At 42.4% G+C, this 25,390-nt stretch carries 34 protein-coding genes; 8 read left to right on the top strand and 26 right to left on the bottom strand.

Annotated features, from left to right (window positions below):
• Positions 1–3: 3 nt before the first annotated feature.
• The 21 genes from rpmD to FTT74_RS08270 form a co-directional block, all read right to left on the bottom strand.
• Complete coding sequence (gene rpmD / locus FTT74_RS08370) at positions 4–180, bottom strand: 50S ribosomal protein L30 (protein ID WP_004786899.1); 177 nt, start codon at positions 178–180, stop codon at positions 4–6.
• A gap of 6 nt (positions 181–186) precedes the next feature.
• Positions 187–684, bottom strand: coding sequence for a 30S ribosomal protein S5 (gene rpsE / locus FTT74_RS08365; protein ID WP_004974725.1), 498 nt, complete (start codon positions 682–684; stop codon positions 187–189).
• A gap of 2 nt (positions 685–686) precedes the next feature.
• Entirely contained in the window at positions 687–1,037 is a 351-nt protein-coding gene (rplR, locus tag FTT74_RS08360; protein ID WP_004281497.1) for a 50S ribosomal protein L18, read from the bottom strand.
• A gap of 14 nt (positions 1,038–1,051) precedes the next feature.
• Complete coding sequence (gene rplF, locus FTT74_RS08355; protein WP_004974722.1) at positions 1,052–1,585, bottom strand: 50S ribosomal protein L6; 534 nt, start codon at positions 1,583–1,585, stop codon at positions 1,052–1,054.
• 16 nt (positions 1,586–1,601) lie between these two features.
• Positions 1,602–1,997: a 30S ribosomal protein S8 gene (rpsH, locus tag FTT74_RS08350; protein WP_004974720.1), complete on the bottom strand. Its 396-nt coding sequence runs from the start codon at positions 1,995–1,997 to the stop codon at positions 1,602–1,604.
• Between the two features lie 12 nt (positions 1,998–2,009).
• Entirely contained in the window at positions 2,010–2,315 is a 306-nt protein-coding gene (gene rpsN, locus FTT74_RS08345; protein WP_004825185.1) for a 30S ribosomal protein S14, read from the bottom strand.
• Between the two features lie 9 nt (positions 2,316–2,324).
• Entirely contained in the window at positions 2,325–2,861 is a 537-nt protein-coding gene (rplE, locus tag FTT74_RS08340) for a 50S ribosomal protein L5 (RefSeq protein WP_004974719.1), read from the bottom strand.
• Between the two features lie 16 nt (positions 2,862–2,877).
• The gene (rplX, locus tag FTT74_RS08335) at positions 2,878–3,195 is read right to left on the bottom strand and encodes a 50S ribosomal protein L24 (RefSeq protein WP_004974717.1); all 318 of its coding nucleotides are present in this window, start codon (positions 3,193–3,195) and stop codon (positions 2,878–2,880) included.
• Positions 3,196–3,204: 9 nt separating this feature from the next.
• On the bottom strand, positions 3,205–3,573 hold the full coding sequence (gene rplN / locus FTT74_RS08330) for a 50S ribosomal protein L14 (RefSeq protein ID WP_001982634.1): 369 nt from the start codon (positions 3,571–3,573) through the stop codon (positions 3,205–3,207).
• Positions 3,574–3,664: 91 nt separating this feature from the next.
• The gene (gene rpsQ / locus FTT74_RS08325) at positions 3,665–3,922 is read right to left on the bottom strand and encodes a 30S ribosomal protein S17 (RefSeq protein WP_004974714.1); all 258 of its coding nucleotides are present in this window, start codon (positions 3,920–3,922) and stop codon (positions 3,665–3,667) included.
• Positions 3,919–4,116, bottom strand: coding sequence for a 50S ribosomal protein L29 (rpmC, locus tag FTT74_RS08320; protein WP_004650482.1), 198 nt, complete (start codon positions 4,114–4,116; stop codon positions 3,919–3,921). Before rpmC ends, rpsQ begins: the two co-directional genes overlap by 4 nt.
• Positions 4,116–4,529 (bottom strand): 50S ribosomal protein L16, encoded by a 414-nt coding sequence (gene rplP / locus FTT74_RS08315; protein WP_004691317.1) that lies wholly within the window; start codon positions 4,527–4,529, stop codon positions 4,116–4,118. The genes rpmC and rplP overlap by 1 nt, the downstream gene beginning before the upstream one ends.
• A 3-nt stretch (positions 4,530–4,532) precedes the next feature.
• Positions 4,533–5,285, bottom strand: coding sequence for a 30S ribosomal protein S3 (rpsC, locus tag FTT74_RS08310; protein WP_004974711.1), 753 nt, complete (start codon positions 5,283–5,285; stop codon positions 4,533–4,535).
• 1 nt (position 5,286) lies between these two features.
• A complete protein-coding gene (rplV, locus tag FTT74_RS08305; RefSeq protein WP_001982638.1) occupies positions 5,287–5,616 on the bottom strand; it encodes a 50S ribosomal protein L22 in 330 nt (109 codons plus the stop codon).
• An 11-nt stretch (positions 5,617–5,627) separates the two neighbouring features.
• Positions 5,628–5,903, bottom strand: coding sequence for a 30S ribosomal protein S19 (gene rpsS, locus FTT74_RS08300; protein ID WP_004673001.1), 276 nt, complete (start codon positions 5,901–5,903; stop codon positions 5,628–5,630).
• A 19-nt stretch (positions 5,904–5,922) separates the two neighbouring features.
• On the bottom strand, positions 5,923–6,747 hold the full coding sequence (gene rplB, locus FTT74_RS08295; protein WP_004974706.1) for a 50S ribosomal protein L2: 825 nt from the start codon (positions 6,745–6,747) through the stop codon (positions 5,923–5,925).
• An 11-nt stretch (positions 6,748–6,758) separates the two neighbouring features.
• Complete coding sequence (gene rplW / locus FTT74_RS08290) at positions 6,759–7,079, bottom strand: 50S ribosomal protein L23 (protein WP_004974703.1); 321 nt, start codon at positions 7,077–7,079, stop codon at positions 6,759–6,761.
• Complete coding sequence (gene rplD / locus FTT74_RS08285) at positions 7,076–7,678, bottom strand: 50S ribosomal protein L4 (RefSeq protein ID WP_004974702.1); 603 nt, start codon at positions 7,676–7,678, stop codon at positions 7,076–7,078. The genes rplW and rplD overlap by 4 nt, the downstream gene beginning before the upstream one ends.
• Positions 7,679–7,689: 11 nt before the next feature.
• A complete protein-coding gene (gene rplC / locus FTT74_RS08280; RefSeq protein WP_026438075.1) occupies positions 7,690–8,328 on the bottom strand; it encodes a 50S ribosomal protein L3 in 639 nt (212 codons plus the stop codon).
• Between the two features lie 59 nt (positions 8,329–8,387).
• A complete protein-coding gene (gene rpsJ / locus FTT74_RS08275) occupies positions 8,388–8,699 on the bottom strand; it encodes a 30S ribosomal protein S10 (protein WP_000070912.1) in 312 nt (103 codons plus the stop codon).
• Between the two features lie 425 nt (positions 8,700–9,124).
• Positions 9,125–9,868, bottom strand: coding sequence for a type 1 glutamine amidotransferase (locus FTT74_RS08270; RefSeq protein WP_131260587.1), 744 nt, complete (start codon positions 9,866–9,868; stop codon positions 9,125–9,127).
• Positions 9,869–10,016: 148 nt separating this feature from the next.
• On the opposite strand from FTT74_RS08270, the gene FTT74_RS08265 reads away from it, so the two are divergent.
• Positions 10,017–11,204, top strand: a complete 1,188-nt coding sequence (locus tag FTT74_RS08265; protein WP_179988904.1) for a PLP-dependent transferase — start codon at positions 10,017–10,019, stop codon at positions 11,202–11,204.
• A 55-nt stretch (positions 11,205–11,259) separates the two neighbouring features.
• On the opposite strand, the gene FTT74_RS13910 is transcribed toward FTT74_RS08265, so the two are convergent.
• The gene (locus FTT74_RS13910; protein ID WP_257221843.1) at positions 11,260–12,960 is read right to left on the bottom strand and encodes a vWA domain-containing protein; all 1,701 of its coding nucleotides are present in this window, start codon (positions 12,958–12,960) and stop codon (positions 11,260–11,262) included.
• 251 nt (positions 12,961–13,211) lie between these two features.
• Here FTT74_RS13910 and FTT74_RS08255 point away from each other — a divergent pair, with 251 nt between their 5' ends.
• The 5 genes from FTT74_RS08255 (at position 13,212) to FTT74_RS08235 (ending at position 18,438) form a co-directional block, all read left to right on the top strand.
• Entirely contained in the window at positions 13,212–14,795 is a 1,584-nt protein-coding gene (locus FTT74_RS08255; protein WP_131260589.1) for a helicase HerA-like domain-containing protein, read from the top strand.
• A 239-nt stretch (positions 14,796–15,034) separates the two neighbouring features.
• Positions 15,035–16,246 carry an NO-inducible flavohemoprotein gene (gene hmpA / locus FTT74_RS08250; protein ID WP_179988905.1) on the top strand — a complete coding sequence of 404 codons (1,212 nt, stop codon included), beginning with the start codon at positions 15,035–15,037 and terminating at the stop codon, positions 16,244–16,246.
• A gap of 91 nt (positions 16,247–16,337) precedes the next feature.
• Positions 16,338–16,781, top strand: a complete 444-nt coding sequence (locus tag FTT74_RS08245; protein WP_004974689.1) for an Rrf2 family transcriptional regulator — start codon at positions 16,338–16,340, stop codon at positions 16,779–16,781.
• Between the two features lie 130 nt (positions 16,782–16,911).
• A complete protein-coding gene (yihA, locus tag FTT74_RS08240) occupies positions 16,912–17,808 on the top strand; it encodes a ribosome biogenesis GTP-binding protein YihA/YsxC (protein WP_179988906.1) in 897 nt (298 codons plus the stop codon).
• A 216-nt stretch (positions 17,809–18,024) separates the two neighbouring features.
• Positions 18,025–18,438: a VOC family protein gene (locus tag FTT74_RS08235; RefSeq protein ID WP_019836869.1), complete on the top strand. Its 414-nt coding sequence runs from the start codon at positions 18,025–18,027 to the stop codon at positions 18,436–18,438.
• 78 nt (positions 18,439–18,516) lie between these two features.
• Here FTT74_RS08235 and FTT74_RS08230 read toward each other — a convergent pair whose 3' ends face one another.
• Both FTT74_RS08230 and FTT74_RS08225 read right to left on the bottom strand, forming a co-directional pair.
• On the bottom strand, positions 18,517–19,758 hold the full coding sequence (locus FTT74_RS08230; RefSeq protein ID WP_004974680.1) for a dicarboxylate/amino acid:cation symporter: 1,242 nt from the start codon (positions 19,756–19,758) through the stop codon (positions 18,517–18,519).
• Between the two features lie 165 nt (positions 19,759–19,923).
• Positions 19,924–20,796, bottom strand: a complete 873-nt coding sequence (locus tag FTT74_RS08225) for an acyl-CoA thioesterase II (RefSeq protein WP_154320299.1) — start codon at positions 20,794–20,796, stop codon at positions 19,924–19,926.
• Between the two features lie 104 nt (positions 20,797–20,900).
• Between FTT74_RS08225 and FTT74_RS08220 the strand changes: the two genes are divergently transcribed.
• Complete coding sequence (locus tag FTT74_RS08220; protein ID WP_179988907.1) at positions 20,901–21,764, top strand: IS982 family transposase; 864 nt, start codon at positions 20,901–20,903, stop codon at positions 21,762–21,764.
• Positions 21,765–22,087: 323 nt separating this feature from the next.
• Positions 22,088–24,652: a glycerol-3-phosphate 1-O-acyltransferase PlsB gene (gene plsB / locus FTT74_RS08215; RefSeq protein ID WP_004974675.1), complete on the top strand. Its 2,565-nt coding sequence runs from the start codon at positions 22,088–22,090 to the stop codon at positions 24,650–24,652.
• Positions 24,653–24,742: 90 nt separating this feature from the next.
• Here plsB and FTT74_RS08210 read toward each other — a convergent pair whose 3' ends face one another.
• Complete coding sequence (locus FTT74_RS08210; protein WP_004974672.1) at positions 24,743–25,078, bottom strand: type II toxin-antitoxin system HicB family antitoxin; 336 nt, start codon at positions 25,076–25,078, stop codon at positions 24,743–24,745.
• Between the two features lie 128 nt (positions 25,079–25,206).
• Positions 25,207–25,390: zinc ribbon domain-containing protein (locus FTT74_RS08205; protein ID WP_179988908.1), on the bottom strand; the 184-nt coding region annotated here is incomplete at its 5' end.

Raw genomic sequence — 25,390 nt, 5'->3', positions numbered from 1 at the left:
GGCTTATTCCTCTACACTAACCATATAGTAGACTTGGTTGATCATACCACGGTTAGAAGGCGTATCTTGCACTTCTACAGTATGACCAATACGACGCAGACCTAAACCTTTAAGGCTAAGCTTGTGATTTTTCAAGCGGTGCGATGCAGATTTAGTCTGGGTAACTTTAATCGTTTTCATGATTGATTACCCTTGAATTTGTTCTACTGAAAGACCACGTTTCGCAGCAACCTTTTCAGGAGTTGTCATGTCACGCAAACCGTTGAAAGTTGCGTTCACTACGTTTGCAGCGTTAGTAGAACCACGGCATTTAGTCAATACGTTACGTACACCTGCAGCTTCTAAAACTGCACGCATAGAACCACCCGCAATTACACCAGTACCTTCAGATGCTGGCTGCATGTAAACACGGCTTGCACCATGACGCGCATGAATCGGGTGTTGTAAAGTACCATCTGCCAATTCGATAGTGATCATGTTACGACGTGCAGCTTCAAGTGCTTTAGAAATAGCAGCTGGAACTTCACGTGCTTTACCACGACCAAAACCTACGCGACCATTACCATCACCCACAACAGTTAATGCTGTGAAAGAGAAGATACGACCACCTTTAACAACTTTGGCTACGCGATCAACGGCAACCAGCTTTTCAACAAGACCTTCGTTTTGTTCAACTTTAGCCATGATTAGAACTCCAAGCCGTTTTCACGAGCAGCATCAGCCAAGGCTTTGATACGACCATGATATTTAAAACCAGAACGGTCAAACGCAACTTTAGTTACGCCAGCTGCTTTCGCGCGTTCTGCAATTAAAGCACCTACTTTTTGAGCTGCTTCAACGTTACCAGTTGTACCAGCACGTAAAGTAGCATCTAAAGTTGAAGCTTGCGCTAAAACTTTGCCACCATCTGCTGAAATAACTTGAGCATAGATGTGACGCGGCGTGCGGTTTACACACAAACGAGTCGCACCCAATGCACGGATGTGCAAGCGTGTGCTTTTCGCACGACGCAAACGGGATTGTTTCTTTTCGTTCATAAGAACCTCGCGCCTTATTTCTTCTTAGCTTCTTTACGAAGAACAACTTCATCCGAATAACGAACACCTTTACCTTTATATGGCTCTGGTGGACGGTATCCACGGATATCCGCAGCAACTTGACCTAAAGCTGCTTTGTCAGCAGATTTAAGGATAATTTCAGTTGCAGTTGGAGTTTCTGCAGTTACACCTTCAGGAAGGGTGTAATCGATTGGGTGTGAAAAACCAAGGTTAAGGTTAACAACGTTACCTTTTACCGCAGCTTTATAACCAACACCAATCAATTGTAACTTACGTTCGAAGCCTTCGCTCACACCTTTTACAAGATTGTTAAGCACAGCGCGAGCAGTACCAGCTTGCATCCAAGCGTCTTTCGACTCAGCTTTAGGAGCAATAGCTAAAATACCGTCTTCCTGTTTTAGCTCGACCAGCGCATGCAGGTTGAAAGACAATGTACCTTTGCTGCCTTTCACTTCGACCTGCCGGCCGTTCTGAGTAACTGTAACACCGTTAGGTACAGTTACTGGGGCTTTAGCCACACGAGACATGAGGAATCACCTATTATTAAGAAACAAAAGCAATAACTTCACCACCGATACCTGCAGCACGTGCAGCGCGATCAGTCATGATGCCTTTGCTTGTAGAAACGATTGCAATACCTAAACCTTGCTTAACGCTTGGAAGTGCATCTTTACCGCGATACTGACGTAGACCTGGACGGCTTACGCGTTTCACAGTTTCGATAACTGGTTTGCCTTCATAGTATTTTAAAGTAATCGTTAATGTAGGTTTGCCTTCGTTGTCAGCCACTTCTACATTTGCGATATAACCTTCTTGTTGAAGTACGTTTGCAATAGCAACCTTCAACTTAGAATTAGGCATAGAAACAGTTTGTTTCTTTGCCATTTGAGCGTTACGAACACGCGTTAGCATGTCGGCAACGGTATCTTGCATACTCATTTATAGTGCTCCTTACCAGCTTGCCTTAACAACGCCCGGTACATCACCTTGCATTACTGTGTCACGTAATTTGTTACGGCTTAAACCGAACTTACGGAAGTAACCATGAGGACGACCAGTTAAACCACAACGGTTACGAAGACGTACTGGAGACGCATTACGTGGTAATGCTTGTAATTTCATCATCGCTTCGAAACGCTCTTCATCGCTTGCATTTACGTTTGCAATCGTTGCTTTTAATTCAGCACGTTTTGCAGCGTATTTAGCAACAGTAGCTTCGCGTTTCAATTCGCGATTAATCATACCTTTCTTAGCCATATCGACCTCTTATTTGAACGGGAAGCCGAATGCACGCATAAGCGCACGGCCTTCGTCATCGGTGCGAGCAGTCGTAGTAATGGTGATGTCCATACCACGAATTTGATCAATCTTATCGAAATCGATTTCAGGGAACATGATTTGTTCCTTGAGACCCATAGAGTAGTTACCACGACCATCAAATGATTTCGAAGAGAAACCACGGAAGTCACGGATACGAGGGATCGCGATAGAGATCAAACGGTCTAAGAATTCGTACATACGTTCGCCGCGTAAAGTAACTTTACAACCAATCGGCCAACCATCACGGATTTTAAAACCAGCGATTGATTTACGAGCTAATGTTAAAACTGGTTTTTGACCAGCAATAGCTTGCATATCAGAAAGAGCGCCATCTAACAATTTCTTGTCAGCAGCTGCAGCACCAACACCCATGTTGATGGTAATTTTAGTGATGCGAGGGATCTCCATCACATTCTTAACGCCCAATTGTTCTTGTAATTGAGCCTTAAGTTCGTCGTTGTAACGTGTTTTAAGTCTGGCCATTGCCTATTTCAACCTATTACTTCGCCACCGCCACTGATTCACCATTCGATTTATAAACGCGAGTTTTCACGCCATCAATCGTTTGGTAACCAACACGGTCAGCCTTTTGGGTTGTAGCATTAAAAATTGCCACGTTTGAGATATGAAGCGAAGCTTCCTGCGTTACGATACCGCCTTCAGCGCCCGTAGCACGGTTTGGCTTCTGGTGCTTCTTAACCAAGTTAAGACCTTCGACCTTAACACGGTCATTAGAAACTGACAGAACAGTACCCTGTTTGCCTTTTTCTTTACCTGCGATCACAATTACTTGATCGCCTTTTTTAATCTTAGCCATGATTGCCTCTTATAGAACTTCAGGAGCCAATGAAATGATTTTCATGAACTGTTCAGTACGAAGTTCACGAGTCACTGGTCCGAAAATACGAGTTGCAATCGGTGCTTTGTTGTTATTCAAAATAACAGCAGCGTTATCATCAAAACGGATCACAGAACCGTCTGGACGACGAATACCGAACTTTGTACGTACAACAACAGCATTCATCACGTCACCTTTTTTAACACGTGCGCGTGGAATAGCTTCTTTTACAGTAACTTTAATAATGTCGCCAACAGAAGCATAACGACGATGTGAACCACCTAGTACTTTAATACATTGTACGCGGCGAGCACCACTGTTGTCAGCTACGTCAAGCATCGTTTCGGTTTGAATCATTGCCCTACTCCAAAACCGAGCATCACCGGTCACAATTTCGAAAGGCTCAAAGAGTACTCGAAATTGACCGATGATGCAACAAGAACGTTAATTACTCAGCAGCAGCTTCAACAACTTCAACTAAAGTCCATGACTTAGTTTTAGACATTGGGCGGCTTTCTTTGATGGTTACAACATCACCAATCTTGGCTGTATTGTTCTCATCATGAGCGTGTAATTTGGTTGAACGGCGAATCAATTTGCCATACAACGGGTGTTGAACTTGGCGTTCAATAAGGACAACAATAGATTTTTCCATTTTGTCGCTTACAACTTTGCCAGTTAACGTGCGGACTGTATTTTGACTCATTGCCCGTTCCCCTGTTTTTCGGTAAGGAGGGTCTTGATGCGTGCAATAGTTTTACGAGTAAGCGCAACTTCATGCGATTTACCCAATTGACCAGTTGCTTTCGCCATACGAAGACGGAATTGGTTAAGCTGTTGCTCATCAAGCAAAGCTGTCAACTCTTCTACCGACTTTTCACGTAGATCTTTAGTTTTCATTACATTACCGTCCGAGTCACGATAGTGGTTTTAAACGGAAGTTTAGCAGCAGCAAGCGTAAATGCTTCACGTGCCAATTCTTCGTTCACACCATCAATTTCGTACAAGACTTTACCTGGTTTGATTTGACAAACCCAATATTCCACAGAACCTTTACCTTTACCCATACGCACTTCAAGAGGCTTAGAAGTAATTGGTTTGTCTGGGAATACACGGATAAAGATCTTACCACCACGCTTAATACGACGGCTGATTGTACGACGTGCCGCTTCAATTTGACGCGCAGTCATTTGACCACGTTCAACTGATTTAAGAGCGATAGTACCGAAAGATACTGAGCTACCACGGTGCGCTAAGCCAGTGTTACGGCCTTTTTGCACCTTACGGAATTTAGTACGTTTAGGTTGCAACATGGATTATTCTCCTTTTTCAGCAGAACGATCATTGCGACGACCACGACGCTCTTGACCTTCACCACGACCGCGACCGCGTTTAGCTGGACGTTCTTCAGCAGGTGCTGGGTTCATGACTTGTTTCATGCCACCCAAAATTTCACCACGGAATACCCAAACTTTAACGCCAATCGTACCGTAAGTAGTTTCAGCACGCATAGTCGCATAGTCGATGTCCGCACGAAGTGTATGCAAAGGTACACGACCTTCACGATACCATTCAGTACGTGCAATCTCTGCACCACCTAAACGACCAGAAACTTCAACTTTGATACCTTTAGCACCAGCACGCATAGAGTTCTGTACCGCACGCTTCATAGCACGACGGAACATTACACGCTTTTCTAATTGAGAAGCGATTGCTTCAGCAACTAAACGTGCATCTAAGTCTGGACGGTCAATTTCGTTGATGCTTACTTGCGCAGGAACACCCATAATAGATGTTAATTCGCGTTGTAATTTCTCAATGTCTTCGCCTTTTTTACCGATTACGATACCAGGACGCGCAGTGCTAATTGTTACTTTAGCAGCACCTGTTGGACGTTCGATAAGAATATTGCTTACCATTGCGTTCTTAAGTTTTTTAGTTAAAAACTCACGAACTTGAAGGTCTTTAAGCAAGTATTCAGCGTATTGTTTCGGATTCGCATACCAGTTAGCGTTATGACGTTTCACAACACCTAGGCGGATACCGATTGGATGAACCTTCTGACCCATATCAAACCCCTACCTTAACGGTGATGTGACAAGTACGCTTAGTAATACGATCTGCACGGCCTTTAGCACGTGGCATAATACGTTTAAGGCTCATGCCTTCATCAACGTAAATCGTAGATACTTTAAGGTCGTCTACATCTAAACTGTTATTGTGTTCAGCATTTGCAATTGCAGATTCCAATGCTTTCTTAACTAAAACAGCAGCTTTTTTGTTGCTGAAGTTTAAAATGTTAAGTGCATGCGCAACAGATTTGCCGCGGATAAGATCTGCAACCAAACGTGCTTTTTGTGCCGAGATAGCGGCACCGCGTAATTTAGCAGTTACTTCCATCATAGCACCTATTAACGTTTAGACTTCTTGTCAACACCGTGACCACGATAGGTACGAGTTGGCGCGAATTCACCGAGTTTATGACCAACCATGTGTTCAGAGATAATCACTGGAACATGGTTACGACCATTGTGAACAGAAATTGTTAAACCAACAAAATCTGGGAGGATCATCGAACGACGCGACCAAGTTTTGATCGGCTTACGGTTATTAGCCGCGATTGCCGCTTCAACCTTAGCGAACAAGTGCGCATCGACGAATGGGCCTTTTTTCAGAGAACGAGGCATTGTCAGATTCCTTTACTTGTTACTTAACGCGACGGTCGCGAATAATCATCTTAGTCGTACGCTTGTTGGTACGTGTCTTGTACCCTTTAGCTTTTTGACCCCATGGGCTTACAGGTTGGATACCTTTAGTACGCCCTTCACCACCACCGTGCGGGTGATCAACCGGGTTCATTGCCATACCACGAACGGTAGGACGAACACCACGCCAGCGCGAAGCACCTGCTTTACCAAGTGAACGAAGGTTGCTTTCTGAGTTAGATACTTCACCTAACACAGCGCGACATTCAACGTGCACTTTACGCATTTCGCCTGAACGTAGACGAACGATAGCGTATGAACCGTCACGACCCAACAATTGAACTGAAGTACCAGCAGAACGCGCTAATTGAGCACCTTTACCGATTTTAAGTTCGATGTTGTGAAGAGTAGCACCGATTGGCATGTTACGAAGTGGCAAGCAGTTACCTGGGCGGATTGGAGCATCGTTACCAGATTGAACTTGATCACCAGCACGTAAACCTTTAGGCGCAATAATATAACGACGTTCACCGTCAGCATACTTCAACAATGCGATGTGTGCAGTACGGTTTGGATCGTATTCAATACGCTCTACAACAGCAGGAATGCCATCTTTGTTACGTTTGAAGTCTACGATACGGTAGTGTTGCTTATGACCACCACCAACGTGACGTGTAGTAATGTGACCGTTGTTGTTACGACCACCAGTACGTTTTTTAGCTTCTACCAACGGCGCATAAGGCGCACCTTTGTGAAGATGGTCGTGAACGACTTTCTCTACAAAGCGACGTCCTGGAGACGTTGGCTTACATTTTTGAATCGGCATAAATTTCGTCCTTATTCCGCTGCGCTTTCAGCGGTATCGCCCAAGTCAGCCATTTCAACATCTTGGCCAGCTTTCAGGGTGACGTATGCTTTTTTAACATCAGAACGGCGTCCTAATGTACGACCAAAGCGCTTAGTCTTACCTTTAGTGATAGTCGTGTTAACTTTAACAACTTCCACACCAAATAATTGCTCAACTGCTTTTTTGATTTCAAGTTTGTTTGCATTTAATGCAACTTTGAATACTTGAACACCAGCAGTTTCGCCTAAAACTTGTGCTTTTTCTGAAAATACAGGTCCTTGTAGGACTTGATATAAACGTTCGTTGTTCATCCGAGTTCTACCTCAATTTTCTTAGCAGCAGCAACAGACATTACAACTTTGTCGAACGCGATCAAGCTAACAGGATCGATTGCAGTAGCATCAACCACATCAACGTGTGGAAGGTTACGCGCTGCAAGATATAGATTCTCATCTACAGCTTCAGTTACGATCAATGCGCGAGTTGCATTCAAGTCGTTAAGTTTTGCAAGCAACTCTTTAGTTTTAGGAGCTTCAACAGCAAACTCTTCAACCAATACAAGACGATCTTGGCGAACAAGTTCAGCTAAGATACATTGCATTGCACCGCGGTACATTTTGCGGTTAACTTTTTGAGACCAATCTTGTGGACGAGCAGCAAAAGTTTTACCACCACCAACCCAGATTGGGCTACGAATAGAACCAGCACGAGCGCGGCCAGTACCTTTTTGACGGAATGGTTTTTTACCACCGCCAGCAACGTCTGCACGTGATTTCTGAGCTTTAGAGCCTTGACGACCACCAGCTAAGTAAGCTGTAACAACTTGGTGTACAAGTGCTTCATTGAATTCACGACCGAACGCAACTTCAGATAACTCAACAGCAGAGCCGGAAACAGTATTTAAATTCACGTTATTTCCCCTCAAGCCTTGATCGTAGGACGTACAGTTACGTCACCACCAGTCGCACCAGGAATCGCACCTTTAACAACAAGAACTGAACGCTCTGTGTCGATAGATACAATTTCAAGACCCTGTACAGTTACGCGTTCAGCACCTAAATGGCCAGCCATTTTTTTGCCTTTGAATACGCGACCAGGAGTCTGGTTTTGACCTGTAGAACCTAGAACACGGTGAGAAACAGAGTTACCGTGAGTAGCGTCTTGAGTACGGAAGTTCCAACGCTTAACACCACCCTGGAAACCCTTACCTTTAGACTGACCAGTTACGTCAACGATCTGACCTACTGTGAACAAATCTACACCGATAGTTCCGCCAACTTCACGACCTTCAAGGTCAGCTTCTGTAGCACGGAATTCTTGAACTAAACGACCAGCAGCAACACCCGCTTTAGCGAAGTGACCTTTCTGAGCGTTAGTTACGCGAGATTCGCGACGTTCACCAGTAGTAACCTGAATTGCTTGATAACCATCTGTTTCAAGCGTTTTGATTTGAGTGATGCGGTTAGGATCAACCTCAATCACTGTAACAGGTACAGAAACACCAGCATCTGTAAAGATACGGGTCATACCGCACTTGCGACCGACTAAACCAATAGCCATGTGCATAAACCTCTAAAAAAGCGGCCTAATTAACTTAGAGTGTTAATTAACCGAAAGCCTTAACCCAATGCAATCTGAACATCAACACCAGCTGCTAGATCTAATTTCATCAACGCATCAACAGTTTTATCTGTAGGTTGAACGATGTCGATCAAACGCTTGTAAGTACGGATTTCATACTGGTCGCGCGCATCTTTGTTTACGTGTGGTGATGTTAAAACGTTGAAGCGTTCGATGCGAGTTGGCATCGGGATTGGACCACAAACTTGTGCGCCAGTACGCTTAGCGGTTTCTACGATTTCTTGAGCAGATTGATCGATCAGACGATGATCAAAAGACTTCAAACGGATACGAATTCTCTGGTTAGACATACCAGTTAACTCCAAGCCAAATATATAAAGAATCACCCTTGACGCATCTCACCCCACTAATTTAAGGCAAGTGTCAAAGGCAGTGAATTATCACTAAGGTCATGATCGATGCCACGACTGTCACGATGTTAACTACTTTCTTCGCAGTTAACCCCCTTGCATAAAGGGTCGCCCATTATAACGATTGTTTAATGCATAAGCAAATCTCTTTTTGGCTTTATTGCTTTATTTTTCACGCTCTGCCGATTTCTCTTTTTAAAATATACGATTAGCACTTTATATATGAGTTAGGCAGCATTCCTATCCAATTATTGAGTGTAAATGTAGGTAATCTGCTTTTTGACCATTTCCTCTACCTTGACAGCGCAAATCATCCTCACCATGACTAACTTTCATTTTTTGTGTTCACTCCACAATCCATGACTTTATTCCCTTAGTTTGCTTTGTGCTAAAACATAATCTATTGCACGATTCATTAATTGGTTGCCTGCCTGAAATTGTGCTGCAGACATCTGTTTTAATTCATGCGCGGGTTGTACATACATGCCTGAAAATGCAGGTTTCATTTCAGCATTGTCCAAAAACAACTGCAAAGCCCGTGGGGTAATTTCTGGATGGAACTGAAATCCTAGTACGTTTTTCCCAATTTGATACAGTTGATTGGTGCAAGCGGCATTACTGGCAAGTCTTACCGCGCCCTTAGGTAATTCAAAAGTTTCGCCATGCCACTGCATCACTGAGATTTGATCAGGCATTTGGAAACAGCTTTCTGGTATATTTTCGACTTTATAGACAGGATGCCAACCGCGCTCCTGTTCAGGATTAGGACTCACTGCTGCACCCAACGCATTGGCAATCATCTGCCCACCTAAACACAAACCGATTGCAGGTTTACCCATCGCCAAATAACGCCTAATCCAGCGTTTTTCTGTTTTTAACCATGGATAATGTACTTCATCATTTACACTCATGGCACCGCCCATCACAATTAACAGGTCAATATCTTCAACTTTGGGTAAGGCTTCAATTTCAATATTTTGCTCAGGCGGTAAAGCAAAAAATTCGGTTGCAGTGATATGCGCCCCCATCTGCTTTAAATAGTCATAGCAACTTCCAAAACCTTCACCTGCACTATGCTGAAAATAATGCACGCTTAGTGGTGCTTTCATCTGGATCATCCTTTGTATTTTCTATACTTCAGCTTCTGCAAAAATAGCGCCAAGTTCAAGGCATGTCTTGTAGTGCAGCTTTTTATAGCCTAAAGCCAGTATTTCTCTTAAGCTAAACTCAATATTTGCTTATTTTCTGAGTGAACCTGTGAAGAAAAATGCTCAAACTGCTTTAATTCATGCACCAAGACGTGCCCCACAATATATTCAAACGGTACAGCCTCCCCTATTTCGTGCATCGACCATTATCTTTGAAAACACAGATGCACTGTTTAATCGACACTGGACTGATGCTTATGATTATAGCTATGGCACACATGGCACACCGACGACCTTTACGTTAGGTGATCACATCGCGCAGATCGAAGGCGGTCTGTATCACCTGCTGGCGCCGAGCGGCCTCTCTGCGATTAATCTGGTCAATTCCTGCTTGTTAAGCCAGGGTGATGAGGTCTGGGTTCCGGACAATATTTATGGTCCGAATATGGAGCATCTGCGTAATCTGCAGCAGCGTTATGGCATTGCCGTCAAGGTCTATAACCCGTTGGAGGTAGAAAGCTTTAGCCCAAGCGATAAAGCCAAACTGTTATGGCTCGAAGCGGCTGGTTCGGTGACACTGGAGTTTCCGGACTTAATTGGTCTGGTAAAAAAAGCCCAAGCCCATAACATTCTGACTGCACTGGACAATACCTGGGGTGCAGGTCTTGCCTTTAATGCTTTTGATTTTGGCAATGAACATTTAAGTGTCGATATGACCGTGCATGCCCTGACCAAATACCCAAGTGGTGGTGGTGACATTTTAATGGGGTCTGTCGTGACCCGTGATCAACACTTACATCATCAACTGTTTCGTATGCATGCCATTCAAGGTATTTGCGTATCGGGGGATGATGTCGCGCAAGTACAACGCAGTTTGGCTTCGATGCAACTACGTTATGAGCACCAAGCAAAAAGCACAATTGAATTACTCAACTGGCTGAAACTACAACCACAATTTGCTCAGGTGTTGCACCCTGCCGATGCCACATCTGCGGGGCATGCGTATTGGAAAGAAATTTGCCGCGATGGACACAGCGCAGGTTTGGTCAGCGTGATTTTTGACAATAACTACAAGTTGCAAGATATTCGCAATTTCTGTGACAGCTTAAAACTGTTTAAGCTTGGCTTTAGCTGGGGTGGTCCTGTCAGTCTGGTCATGCTATATAACTTAAAAGAAATGCGTGTGCTTGAACATTCACATTTGAAGGAGGGTTTTCTGGTTCGTTTCTGTATTGGTCTGGAACATCCGGAAGATCTGATTCAGGATATTCAACAAGCTTTAAAAGTCTTAGCTTAAATATCGACATAAAAAATTGGGCAATTTGCCCAATTTTTTACATTATTGTTTCGCTTTACTTAAAGTAATCATAGCTTACTGAAACAGTCTCACCTGCTTTTGGTAAAGCTGTTCCATAGAACACTAAACTTACGCCAGAATTACTATAAACTAGATCAAAGCCTTGTCGATGTGTTGTATCACGCGCAACATTTTGACCATTTACTGTCACTTTAACAGTTGAAGGTACTGGTACCTGTTTTAAACTAAACTGACTTGCAAGACCGGTTGCTACACGAATAATGTCATCAAATACTACATTCCAGCTTGTGGCATCCGCACAAATTGAAGCAGAAGCCCCACCAGTCAACCGTGCAATCTCTTTAAAATGACCACCGCCCTCTGCTGATCCACCTTGACCATTACATTCGAATCCTGGTGTACTCCAAGAAATTGTAGGATCTGCAAAAGTTGGACGAATATGATCAGATGTACCTACAATCGAAAAGTAGGTAGTGTTTGTAGACAAGAAATAATTTTTATAATCATTAAAATCTCGTCGTGTATAGTTACTATATACTGGACTGGACTGCCAATATGTTTCATTTTCAGGCTCATCTGAAACAAACACCACTAAATTCTTCACGTTTGGACGGTCAAAACCAGTCAAATCTGCTTCACGAACGCAGTAAAAACCTGTTTCAGTAGCTGAACCATAAGTTCCAGGTTGAGCCAAGGTTGCCCACTCTTGCTCTGCATCAGGTGTATTTCTATCAATAAAATTAGTCGTTTTATCTTTTAAAGTTCTAAGCGACTTACATGCGTACGCATCCTGCGTATTCACTGCTAAACGATAATCTACACCTGCTTGATTCAATGATTTAAAGAACTGTGCAGCACCATTAGCCAAGTTACGCTGTTCTTCAGACATTGAACCTGAAGAATCAATATTCCATAAAATGTCAACCGCATTTGCAGATTGTGTTGTTTGAGTAAAAGTTTCTTTTACTGTAGCCACTTCAATAACCGCATTGCTACTTAAAGCACTAGCAATATTCAAATCACCATATACTTGGTTAACTTGATCACTATTACTCGCTACGTAAGTATTTCCCCAAATATAACCTAATTGGTTTGCAAGCCAAAAAGATAGATTGAGACGTAATTTTTTATCACTTGCTTGTACGGCTACAGGAGTAGTAACAGATGAATTTGAATTTAATACAGATAACAACAGATCACGAACTTTAGTCAGTTCATTGGCATTAGAAAAATCAATATCCAAGATTACATTAACCACTTCACCTTGAGCATTCGTAGATACACGATTAGTTAAAATATTGACTTTTGCATTTTGCTGGATAAGAGCATCAGTAAATGCAGCTAAATAGAATTTACTAAATTCATCTAAATTTTGATTTAATACAACGGATCTCACTTTCGCTTGATTCTGTGCCGATGAAGCAGTTAAATCAACCTGTGAAGCAAATCCAGCTGCTTTTGTCACATTATCATCTAACAATAAAACAGTCTGACCTGATGTTAATGCTGTCTCTGTAAAATATTTAGGATTCACTGCACCAAAAACTGCAATATTTGCCTTTTCACTTACTACAGTTGCAACATCTTGAATAGTAGTAAGCGTTTCGTCTGGCTGTTCTGGTGGAACTGGATCAGTAGGCTTTGTAGATATTGAGCTATCTGAATCACCACCACATGCCGTTAAAAATACAGATGTTCCCACTAACATTGCTAATAATTGTTTGTTAAGTTTCATTTATACCCTCTAACCGTTTTCAAACTATTTAATAAAAGCTATTAAATTAAAATTTTATTTTTCATAATGTTATTAAAAATAAAATGAATGGTGAATATTACAAAAAAAATGGATACAATTTCAACAATAAAGTAAAAATACCTTAACATGTAACACAATAAACCAAAAAAGAGGCTTAAATCACGAATCCGTGCATAAGGGAAATTTAAGTATTCCAAAAGACAAAAATTTATATAGAGGTTTTCAAGTCAATGAATACACCAATCGTTATTGCTAAAAAAACCGCCGATACCACACAGGATATCGTGCTGCATTCTCAGCTTGCCAACCGTCATGGCCTGATTGCTGGGGCAACAGGTACCGGCAAGACCGTAACATTAAAGGTACTGGCAGAAAGTTTTTCCCGCATTGGTGTCCCAGTCTTTCTGGCCGATGCCAAAGGCGATGTTTCCAGTCTAGCCAAAGCAGGTAGCATCAGTCCAAAGTTCGATGCACGTATTCAGAGCTTAGGTATCGAAAGCATTCCGTTTGCAGCATCTCCTGTGGTGTTTTGGGATTTATTTGCCGAACAGGGTCATCCAATTCGTACCACCATTTCTGAAATTGGCCCGTTATTATTGGCGCAAATGCTGAACTTGAATGATACCCAAGAAGGCGTGTTGTCTGCGGTATTCCGTATTGCCGATGATCAGGGCTTATTGCTGATTGATTTTAAGGATTTAAAAGCCATGCTGACCTATGTCAGCGAGCATGCCAGTGAATTTAAAGCCGAGTATGGCAATCTTTCTCCGGCCAGTTTGGGTGCGATTCAGCGTAATTTACTGGCTTTAGCCGATCAGGGCGGTGATAAATTCTTTGGTGAACCAAGTTTGGATATTTTGGATTTTATTCAAACTGACAGTCAGGGACGCGGCAATATTAATGTTTTGGCTGCAGACAAACTCATGAACACGCCAAAACTGTACGCCACCTTTTTATTATGGATGTTATCAGAACTGTTTGAACAATTGCCTGAAGTGGGCGATATGGACAAGCCAAAACTGGTGTTCTTTTTTGATGAAGCACACTTGTTATTTGACAATGCCAGCAGCGCGCTACAAGAAAAAATTGAACAAGTGGTACGCTTAATTCGCTCTAAAGGCGTGGGGATTTATTTTGTGACCCAAAACCCGCTGGACTTGCCTGAAAGCGTATTGGGACAATTGGGTAACCGTGTTCAGCATGCCTTACGTGCTTTTACACCCAAAGACCAAAAAGCAGTAAAAACTGCCGCAGATACATTCCGTGCCAACCCAGACTTTAAAGTTGAACAAGCCATTACCGAACTTGCGGTAGGTGAAGCCTTAATTAGTTGCTTAGATGAACAAGGCACACCACAAATTGTAGAACGTGCTTGGGTAATGCCACCCTACTCATCGTTTAGCCCAATTAGCACAGAAGAACGTCAAGCCTGTATCAGCCAAAGTGTTATTGCAGGTGTTTATGAGCAGCAGCTAGATCGTGAAAGTGCTTATGAAATGCTGCAACAAAAAGTTGAACAACGTCAGCAACAAACGGCAGCAGCAGAACAAGCTAAAATTGAAGCCAAAGAAGCTGAAGCTCGCGCCAAGCAAGAGGCTAAAGAGGCCGAGGCACTGGCCAAACAACAAGCGCGCGAGCAAGAACGTCTAGCCCGCGAACAGCAAAAAGAAGCAGAACGCGCTGCCAAACAGCGTGAAAAACTGACTCAGGATATTGTGGGTACCTTTGCCAAAAGCGCAGCACGCAGCTTAGGCGGTTCTACAGGGCAGAAAATTGTACGAGGTTTGTTAGGGTCATTATTTGGTAAGAAATAGCATGTTATAAACGATGAGGTTTGTATAGATTTCATTCATGGATGCACCATCCAAAACCTAAATGAACACTTACAAACCTCTCGCTGTCACATCTACAAACCCCATAAAAACTTTAAAAATAATGGGATATTTTTATAATCCATATTTTTTTTAAGGTTTCACAAAAAAATGTTTGCAATCCTTATTTATAAGATGTATTTTGAATACATCTTATAAATAACAGCCATGAGAGATCGAACATGACTCCACAGCAAATTGACCTTGTAAAAGCAACTGTTCCTGTACTCCGTGAAAATGGTGTCGCACTGACTGGTTATTTCTATAACCGCATGTTGGGGAATAATCCTGATCTAAAAGAAACCTTTAACATGGGTCACCAACGTAGTGGTGCGCAGGCTCAAGCGCTTGCAGGTGCTGTATTGGCTTATGCTGAAAACATTGAAGATCCTTCTGTGCTTGCGCCTGTGATTGAATTGATTGCCCACAAACACGTGAGCTTAAACATTCAAGCACCTGACTATAATATTGTGGGCGAAAACCTACTTCACTCTATTAGCGAAGTATTAAATATTTCAATGGAAGATCCTCTAATTGATGCATGGGCAGCTGCTTATGGTCAGTTAGCAGAAGTGTTTATTAATGCTGAACGTGCAATCTACGAACAACACGAACAAACTAAAGGCAGCTGGTTAGGCTGGCGTAATTTCAAAATTGCCAAGAAAGTTGTAGAAAGTGACGAAATCACTTCAATCTACTTTGAGCCAGTAGATGGCGGCGATTTACCAAAATACGAAGCAGGTCAATATATTTCAGTACGTGTATTTGTTCCTGAACTTGGCTTGAAGCAACCACGTCAATACACACTATCGACTAGCCCACAACAAGATTACTTACGCATTTCTGTAAAACGTGAGCCAGGCAATGGTGCAGATAAAGTTGCAGGTTGGGTATCGAACGTATTGCACCAATTACCAGAAGATTCTGAAGTTGAAGTATCTGCACCAACAGGTAACTTCTTCCTCATCGACAGCAACAAACGTAATGTCTTCATTAGTGGTGGCGTAGGCTTAACACCAATGATTGCGATGTTGAATCAATTAGTGACTTTAGATGTACCACAACCTGTGACATTCATTCACGCATGTCGTAGCAAACAAGTGCATGCGATGAAACAGCATCTTCAAGACTTAACTGCGAAATGTCCACGTATTCATACGTTGACTGCGTATGAGTTCCCGAACGAAGGTGATGTACTGGGTCAAGATTACGATGTTGCTGGTCGTTTAGACCTCAGCACTGTAGATGCAGCGCTGTTACCAGCCGATGCAGATTACTACTTATGTGGTCCAATGCCATTCATGGCAGAACAGCGCAAAGCTTTACTTGCGCGTGGCATCAAAGATGAGCAAATCCATAGCGAAGCGTTTGGTACAGGTGGTGTTCGCCACTAATCTAAAGCGTTAAAAGCTAATAGGTAAGGCTAGTCTAGTTATGCTAGACTAGCCTTAATTTATTTGTATTTAAAAAAACATCTGTGCGATCATGCAATTAAATAAATTCACCGACTATGCGCTGCGTATTTTAATGTATATCTCGCGTCCTCGAGATGTACCCTATACCATTGCGGAAATTGCACAGGATTTGCATGTTTCCCAGAACCATCTGGTAAAAATCGTTCACTTTATGGGTAAGCAAGGATGGCTAATTACCACTCGTGGTAAAGGTGGCGGGATTCGCTTGCATCCTGAAGCATTGCCTTTGCGTTTAGGTCATGTGGTGAGAATCCTGCAAGGTGAAAATCAAATTGTAGAGTGTAATACCCCGCCCTGCGTGCTGCGTGCGCAATGTGGACTAAAAGGCATTCTCAATCAGGCAATGGAACAGTTTTATCAAAGCTTAGATCAATACAGCTTGGGTGAAGTGCTACAGCCTGTACCCAATTTACAGTTCAGTACACAATCTCCAATCCCGCTGATTCATCTTTAAAGTAACTTAAACGGTCAAAGCAATATCATCCTAGATGTTGCTTTTTTCGGGCATTCAGGGCGCAAAGGTCGCTTGCCTGTATGACTTGCTTTATAATGCCTGTTTGTAGACCATGAATTGAAGTTAAGTTATGCACCATAGCAGAGGAAAATCGAAAAACAGTAAGGCAGCAGCACAGCCACGGCAGAAAATTAGCTACGAGAAAAAAGTAGACCCTGCCATTACTGAATACTCTGTTCGCGCCTTAAACTGGCTGCGTAAAGCCGAGTTTTTAATGAGTGCGCCTAAACTGAATTTATGTGTAGAAGATACTGGCTACGAAGTGGCTTTTGCAGGACGCTCCAACGCAGGTAAGTCCAGTGCAATTAATGCTTTAACCAATCAAAAACAATTGGCACGTGCTTCTAAAAAACCGGGTCGTACTCAAATGATCAACTTCTTTAGTTTGGGCAACCCCGAACAGCGTTTGGTCGATTTACCCGGTTATGGTTATGCAGCCGTACCTGAAGCCATGAAAATTGTGTGGCAAAAAGAACTCGAAAATTATTTGATTCATCGTAAAAGTTTACAAGGCTTGGTGTTACTGATGGATATTCGCCATCCCTTACAGCACTTTGATGTGATGATGCTGGAATGGGCGTATTCGCGTAAATTGTTCGTGCATGTATTGCTCACCAAATCGGACAAACTCAACCGCGGCCCTGCCAATAAAGTATTGCTTGAAGTCAAACAGCAGTTGAAAAAGATGAAACTAGATTTCTCGATTCAATTGTTTTCATCACTCAATAAGCAAGGTTTGGAAGAACTTGCGAGTGTGATGGGCGGACGTTTGAACTTTACCTTAGAACAAGCGCATCAATTTGATTTAGACAGCATTCCAGAAGCGACTGGCGATGATGTTGATGTTGATGTTGATGTTGATGTTGATGTTGATGTTGATGTTGATGTTGATGTTGATGTTGATGTTGATCAGCCTGAATTTTTAGAAACTGACTATTTAACCGCATCTGATACCGAAACCAAATAGTCCGTTAAATTACTGACTATTGGTCTATAACATAAAGTCCTATTCGCTCAATCTCGAATAGGACTTTTTATTTGCATGTCCACTTTCAGTTTTACGCCGTAATCACAATCTCCCTCTCCACCAAAGTTGCACTTTACAACGCAGCCAGAAATGCCCTACTGTCAAGATCATAACAATTAAACGCTTAAACAATTACATAAGATAAGGAGATCAAACATGCAGGCACACATTTCAGTGATTACCTTAGCGGTAGAAGATTTACAACGTGCACTCGATTTTTACCGCGACGGCTTAGGACTTGTAACTGAAGGCATTATTGGACAGGAATTTGAACAAGGTGCGGTGGTCTTTTTTGAACTGCAAGCAGGCTTAAAACTGGCTTTATGGTCTAAACAAAGTTTACAACAAGATACAGGCTTAACAGGTACAGCCAGCAGTGCTGCACAAATCACTTTAGGACATAATGTACATAGCCCACTCGAGGTCGATCAGGTATTGAAACAAGCAAAAAATGCAGGTGCGAAAATTTTAAAACCTGCACAGAGCACCTTTTACGGCGGTTATGCAGGTTATTTTCAGGACTTAGATGGTCATATTTGGGAAGTGGCCTACAGCCCATGTTGGGATTAATCTGCTTTGGCTCATGTCTTTGCATAGCACAATAAAACAGGATGATGCTGAAAACTTGATTCGATTTTAAACCCATTATCAGGAATGCAGTGCAGGGTCATCACGAGTATGCCGATCGACCACCACACTAATCATCATATCGCCCTGCACATTGACCACAGTACGCACAGTATCCAACAAACGGTCGATCGGCAATAAAATCGCAATCGCTTCTGCAGGCAAGCCCACCGATTGTAATACCATAATCATCGTCACCATACCTGCGCTTGGAATACCAGGCGCGCCCAAAGAAGCGATCATGGCTGTGGCACAGACAATTAATTGCTGTCCTAAACTTAAATCCAGCCCCATTAAATTGGCAACAAACAAAGCCGCTGCAGCTTCATACAATGCCGTTCCATCCATATTCAGTTGTGTACCTAACGGGATCACAAAGCCTGCAGTTTGCGGACGCACACCTAAATTTTCCTGCGCACATTTCATCGAAAGTGGCATAGTGGCAGAACTGGAACTGGTGGCAAAAGCCGTAATTAAGGCAGCACGTGTGCCTTTAAAAAAGGTGATCGGATCCATTTTGCCAAATATCCACAACAGCAAAGGCAAGACCACCACACCATGAAAAATCGTGGTGCCCGTGACCACTGCAGCAAACTCTGCCAAACGACTCAGGACTGAAATATCTTCGGTTGCAACCAACTTAGCCAATAAAGCAAAAATCCCCAAAGGTGCCAGTTTCATTACCCAGCCAATCATCAACATCATAATTTCAAAAAATTGCTGACTGAGTTTACGTACCGTTTTAAAGTGCTCCCCGCCTTTGACCAGCGCCACACCCACCAATAAGGCAAATATCACCACTGCCAAAACATTACCCTCGGCAAAAGCTTTAAACGGATTGATTAAGGTGTTTTGAATGAAATTGGTAAAAAACGAAGACGGCGTAAGCGTGTCTGGGCTTTGATGCTGCGCCATAGCATCTTGAAACATCACAATATCTACGCCTTTACCCACTGCAAATAAATGCGCACACGCCAAACCTAAAATTAAAGCCAAAGTCGTGGTGGTGACACAACACGCCAACGTAATTTTCCAGACTCGACTCAATTGCCCTACAGCCTGTAAGTTCGACACACCGACCACAATTGAGCTAAAAATTAGTGGGATCAGCAGCATTTTCAGTAAACCAATAAAAATACTGCTCATTAAACCAATGCCATACAAACTGGCGCTAAAAAATGTGCTGTCTGGAAATAGATTCAGAATAAAACCAAACACCACACCCAAAATTGCGGCAATTAGAATTTGTGTATTGAGGCTCATACGCAATTGAGTTTTTTAATGTGATGTGTGGACTATGCCATGTGGCTGAAATTGAATCGAGTATTATTTTTCTAGCGCACTTTGATTAGGTTCAGATCGTGCTTCAGGATGTAAAAAAGCCGACATGAATGTCGGCTGATGAATGTAGATTTTAAAGGCTATATTTTATTGCGTTTCGATTTCACGTAAACGAATCAAGCCTTCCTGACTGGTGCTACACACCAATTCACCATTTTGCCACATGCGCCCAAAGTTCAAACCACGCGAACTAGTGCTAATGGTGGCTTCCATGTCGTACAGCATCCAGTCATCCACACGGAACGGTTTATGGAAATACATGGCATGGTCAATACTGGCACACTGCAAACTTGGTGATAAATAGCTCAAACCATGCGGACGCAGTGCTGTGGTCATTAACGTGAAGTCTGAATAAAATGCCGCAATTGCCTGATGCAAAGACACTTCATCCACCTCTGGTGAAATGCTGTCATGGGTACGAATGTAGTGTGCATAAGCAGGTTCTTCAGGCTGCGGTAAAAATGGATTGCTCGGATTAATCGGGCGAATCTCCACCAAGCGATCACGCATAAAACTGGCACGCACATTTTCAGGTACAAACTCGACAATATGCTGTTTGAGTTCCGCTTCGTTTTTTAAAGCTTCTGCTGCAGGATAGTTTGGCTCTGAAATTTGATAATTCAGACCGTCTTCCAACGGCGCAAAGGACACCATCGCAGTAAAAATGGTACGCCCATGCTGAATGGCACGTACTTGACGGCTAGAAAAACTTTTACCATCACGCAAACGGTCAACTTCATAAATAATAGGTGCGTTGACATCACCACCAAACAAGAAATAGGCATGCAATGAGTGCGCAGGACGATCAGTGGTATAAGATGCAGCACGTAAAGCCTGTCCCAAAACCTGTCCACCAAAAACACGTTTACCCACCAAGTTACGACTGATACCTCGGTAGATATTTTCTTCTAACTTTTCTAAACAAAGAAGTTCAACCAGCTCTTGTGTGAGTGCGTTCATAACTAACCTAACCTGAGTTCGATATAAAAAAAGAGTAGAAAAAAAGCCCTGTATTTGTAACATATTGGTTCTCAAGACAAAATGTTATAAAACAAGGCTTTTCAATGGATCATATTACCGAATTATTTTGTATTTTGGATGATTTCTGCAAAAAATTTAATGAATCTTTAGAGAAAGCTTTAATTTCTGATCAAAAAACTAGGTTGAAAAAGTCAGCTTTAAGCTTGTCTGAAGCAATGACCATTGTCATTTTATTTCATCAATCTGGGTTTAGATTCTTTAAATATTTTTATTGCCAAATGATCGTTCCATTCTGGAAATCTGCTTTTCCTAAACTGCTTAGCTACAACCGATTTATTGAAATCATGCCCCGTTGTTTGCAAGCGCTGAGTAGTTTCTTCCATCAAGTGAAAGGAAAAGATATGGGAATCAGTATCATTGACTCCACTAAATTGGTGGTTTGCCATAATCTTCGGATTAAAAGACATCGTGTATTTAAAGGTTTGGCTGGTCGAGGAAAAAGTAGTACGGGGTGGTTTTATGGTTTTAAATTACATTTGGTTATCAATAATTTGGGGGAAATTATTAAACTCAAACTGACATCTGGAAATGTTCATGATGTTGCTCTATTGGACTCTTTAACTCAAGATTTAAAAGGGATCCTACTCGGAGACAAAGGCTATTTGAGCAAAGCCAAAGCCGAAGCTTTAGCAGCAAGAGGACTGAAAATATTGACCCCATCACGTCGAAATATGAAAAACAAACCTATCCAAACAGAAGAAGAAAAACAATTGCTTTGCAGAAGAGGATTGATCGAAACAGTGAATGATCAATTAAAAAATTTACATCAACTTGAACATTCACGTCATCGTTCGGTAAATAACTTCATGGTGAATATCATGGCTGCTGTAGTGGTTTATTGTTTGAATCCCAATAAGCCAACTTTCCAAAATATGCTAAAAGGCTAAATGGATTTCATCGAACTCAGGTTAACCTATGTATGGCGGAAATTGGGGATGCGGGATCGAAGTCGATGAAAAAATAGATCGTCAAAATAAACTGACTATTTTAAGCCTGCTATTTTGCCATAGATTCTGCATCTTTTACCCATCAAAGACTGACCGCTGTGTCACAACTTAGCCGATCAATTTTGCTAAAAATACGATTTTTAACGATAAAATCTAACAATATTCATGCAAATTATCTAAAAATGCAGCGCGATTATTAGATACAATGACGCAAAATAAATTCCCTACTGGCTAGGGACTTAGGTGATGAAGTAGGAGTGAATATGTCCAAGCGTGGTTTTGGTCAAATGTATCGTCAGCTTTCTGGTAAGCTGCTTGACCTTGTGGTGACACCGCATGTTTTGGGTGAAGTCCCTGTCAAGGATGCGCAAAGTGTAGACTCAAATGCCACTCGCACCAAGATAACTTGCTACGTATTGCAAAATCACTCACGCAGCAATGCCTTGGTGGTCGATGGCGAAACACGTCGCTTAAAACTCACGCCTGCGCTTGATCCATTGGTGATGGGTTCACATAAAGAAAAAGCCTCGATTCTGTTTTTACAGCATCACGATGAGAACAACCTACTCAATCCACCACCTTATGCTTTTCCGCCACGCTTGTTACGTTTAATTGAACAATTAGAACAACACCCAGAACTTGATATTGAATTGGTACCTGTGACCGTGTTGTGGGGACGTTCTCCAGACAAAGAGGATTCGTGGTTTAAACTACTGTTTACCGATACGTGGGCAACGCCTGGCACAGTCAAGCAGTTAATGAATATTGGGGTGCATGGTCGTCAGTCTTATTTGGAATTTCACGAGCCACAATCATTACGCGCTTTAATTGAACATGCCAAAACTGAGCATCCGAACCTGTCGCCTGCGACCTTTATTGTTAACACTCTAAATAATTACTTAGATGGACAACGTGAAGTCGTACTTGGCCCAGACTTGTCTGACCGCCGCAATGTCATGCTCAGTCTGATTAAATCTCCCGATGTGCAAGATGCCATTCGTCGTGAAAGTTTACGCAGTAAAATTAGCGTGATTGAAGCCGAGCGTCGTGCGATTGGTTATTTAAATGAAATCGTGTCGGACTACTCTCATGCAGCGGTACGCTTTGCCGATATGGCACTGACCCGCTTATGGACACAATTGTACGATGGCGTGGAAGTGCATAATTTTAGTACCGTGCGCGAACTGGCCAAAGACTATGAAATTATCTATACCCCATGTCACCGCAGTCATATCGACTATTTATTGCTGTCTTATGTGATTTACAAACGCGGCATGATGGTGCCGTACATTGCTGCGGGCGATAACCTGAATATGCCATTTGTAGGTCAATTGCTTCGTGGTGGCGGTGCGTTTTTTATCCGTCGTACTTTCCGTGGCAACGGCTTATACACAACCGTCTTTAAAGAATATTTATTCAGTATTTTGTCGCGTAACACGCCGCTTGAATACTTTATTGAAGGTGGACGTTCACGTACAGGCCGCTTGTTGCCACCAAAAACAGGCATGCTCGCCATGACCATTCACAGTCATTTGCGTGGTCGTGCTAAACCGATTGCTTTTGTGCCAACTTATATTGGTTATGAACGCCTGATGGAAGGTTCAACCTATGTCGGTGAAATGCAAGGCAAGCCAAAAGAATCTGAATCGCTAATGGGCATTTTAAAAACCATGCGCAAGATTGAACGGATTTTTGGCAAGGTGCATGTCAATTTTGGCGAACCTGTGTTTTTAGATGATGTTCTAAAACAACACGATGCCGAACACATCAGCATTGAAAAAAATGATGATCCTATTCCACCACAAGTGTCAGATGCAGTGAATACTTCAGCACATGCGATTTTGGAAAACATTAACCGTGCTGCGGTAATTAACCCGGTATCTTTGTTATCGCTGATTTTACTGGCAACACCAAAACATACCTTGGATGAAGAAATTTGTGTGAAGCAGTTAGACACTTACCGTAATCTGCTCACTGCCCTGCCTTATGATGAGCGCACTCAAGTCACACCATTATCAGGTAAAGAAATTATTGCCTACGGCTTAAAACTCAAACTGATTAAACGAGTGCAGCACGTTTTGGGCGATATTATCGCGATTGAAGACCATCAGGCGGTGTTACTCACCTACTTCCGCAACAATATTTTGCATGCCTTTGTCTTACCATCTTTAATTGCAGCATTGGTGAAACATAATGGTTCGATTCGTCGTGGTGATTTAATCAACGTCATTCGTACTTTATATCCGTTCCTGAAAGCTGAGTTGTTCTTGAAATGGCAAGATCAGGAACTCAAAGAACGGATTTGTGCCTATGTAGAAGCGTTAATTCAGGCCAAATTGATTTCTGAAGATGCGGAAGGCAACTTAATTTCACCTGCACCAAATAGTGAAGACCATAACCAGTTGGTAGTATTGGCTGCACCTGTAATGCAGAGTTTAGAGCGTTATTACATGACACTGGCGCTGATTACACAACGCGGCTCAGGCAATATTTCGGCACGTCAGGTCGAAGAACTCAGCCATTTGGTCGGTCAGCGTTTGTCGGTGCTGTATGAATTCAACTCACCTGAATTCTTTGACAAAGCCTTGTTCCAAAGCTTTATTAAAGTCTTAACTCAGCAAGGTTATATCAGCACCAACAGTGACAATGCGATTGTGTTTGATGATAACTTTAAAAACGTCGCACAATACGCCAATTTGGTGTTGGATGATGTGACTTTACAGATGCTGCAACACATCACCACCTTTAGCGATGAAGAATTGCGTGAGGCGTTAGAGGCTCTTGCTGCACAACAGGCGAAGAAACGCTTAAAACGTAAGAAGAAGTAATTTTCACACAAAAAAACATAGCGATCTGTATAGCAATAGGTCGCTATGCTTTAAATTGAATATAGAATAAAGTTTATAGCATTGATAAAATCATACACCTAAGCGCATTAATTTCTCTTGAATTGCATCACTCACAAATGCATTCAAAGAACTCTCCTCCGAAGCTAAAACAGCTTTGCGATGTAATTCAGGACTGATACGAACATTAAATGTTCCCTTGAATGGCTGATCAGGTTTCTTCCCTAATTCTGCACAAGAATCTAAATATCCATCTACCGATTCCTGAAAAGCTTGCTCAAGTGTTTTTAAGGTTTCAGCCTCATAAGTAATAAGATCTCGAATGAACGCCAATTTTCCAAACAACTCACCTGTTTCAAGGTCTGGTTCAATCGTCCCCAGATAACCTTTGTATTTAAAATAGCTCATAAAAAACCCTCCTGCTTGAGTGCTTGCTTTACAGCTTTCAATGCCCCACCTTTGATTTCATTTTCAGGGTGAGGTCGATGCAGTAAAATCATGTGCTCGGTTTTGAGGTTTTGACATCCTCCCCCCCCTTAAAAGAGGGTGATTCCTACAGCTAGACGCTTATGCCCAAGCGCAAGAATGTTTAAAGCTGAGTTTATATCTCGATCATGAGCTGTACCACAGCTCATGCACTCCCATTCTCTTATTCCAAGATCTGTACTACCTTTGGGACTACTTGAGGTGATCTCACCGCAGCACGAACAGATTTGGGTG

The organism is Acinetobacter sp. YH01007 (assembly GCF_013420425.1).
GTDB lineage: Bacteria > Pseudomonadota > Gammaproteobacteria > Pseudomonadales > Moraxellaceae > Acinetobacter > Acinetobacter towneri.
The sequence above is the reverse complement of the archived record's forward strand: the minus strand, read 5'-3'. Positions and strand labels throughout refer to the sequence as shown.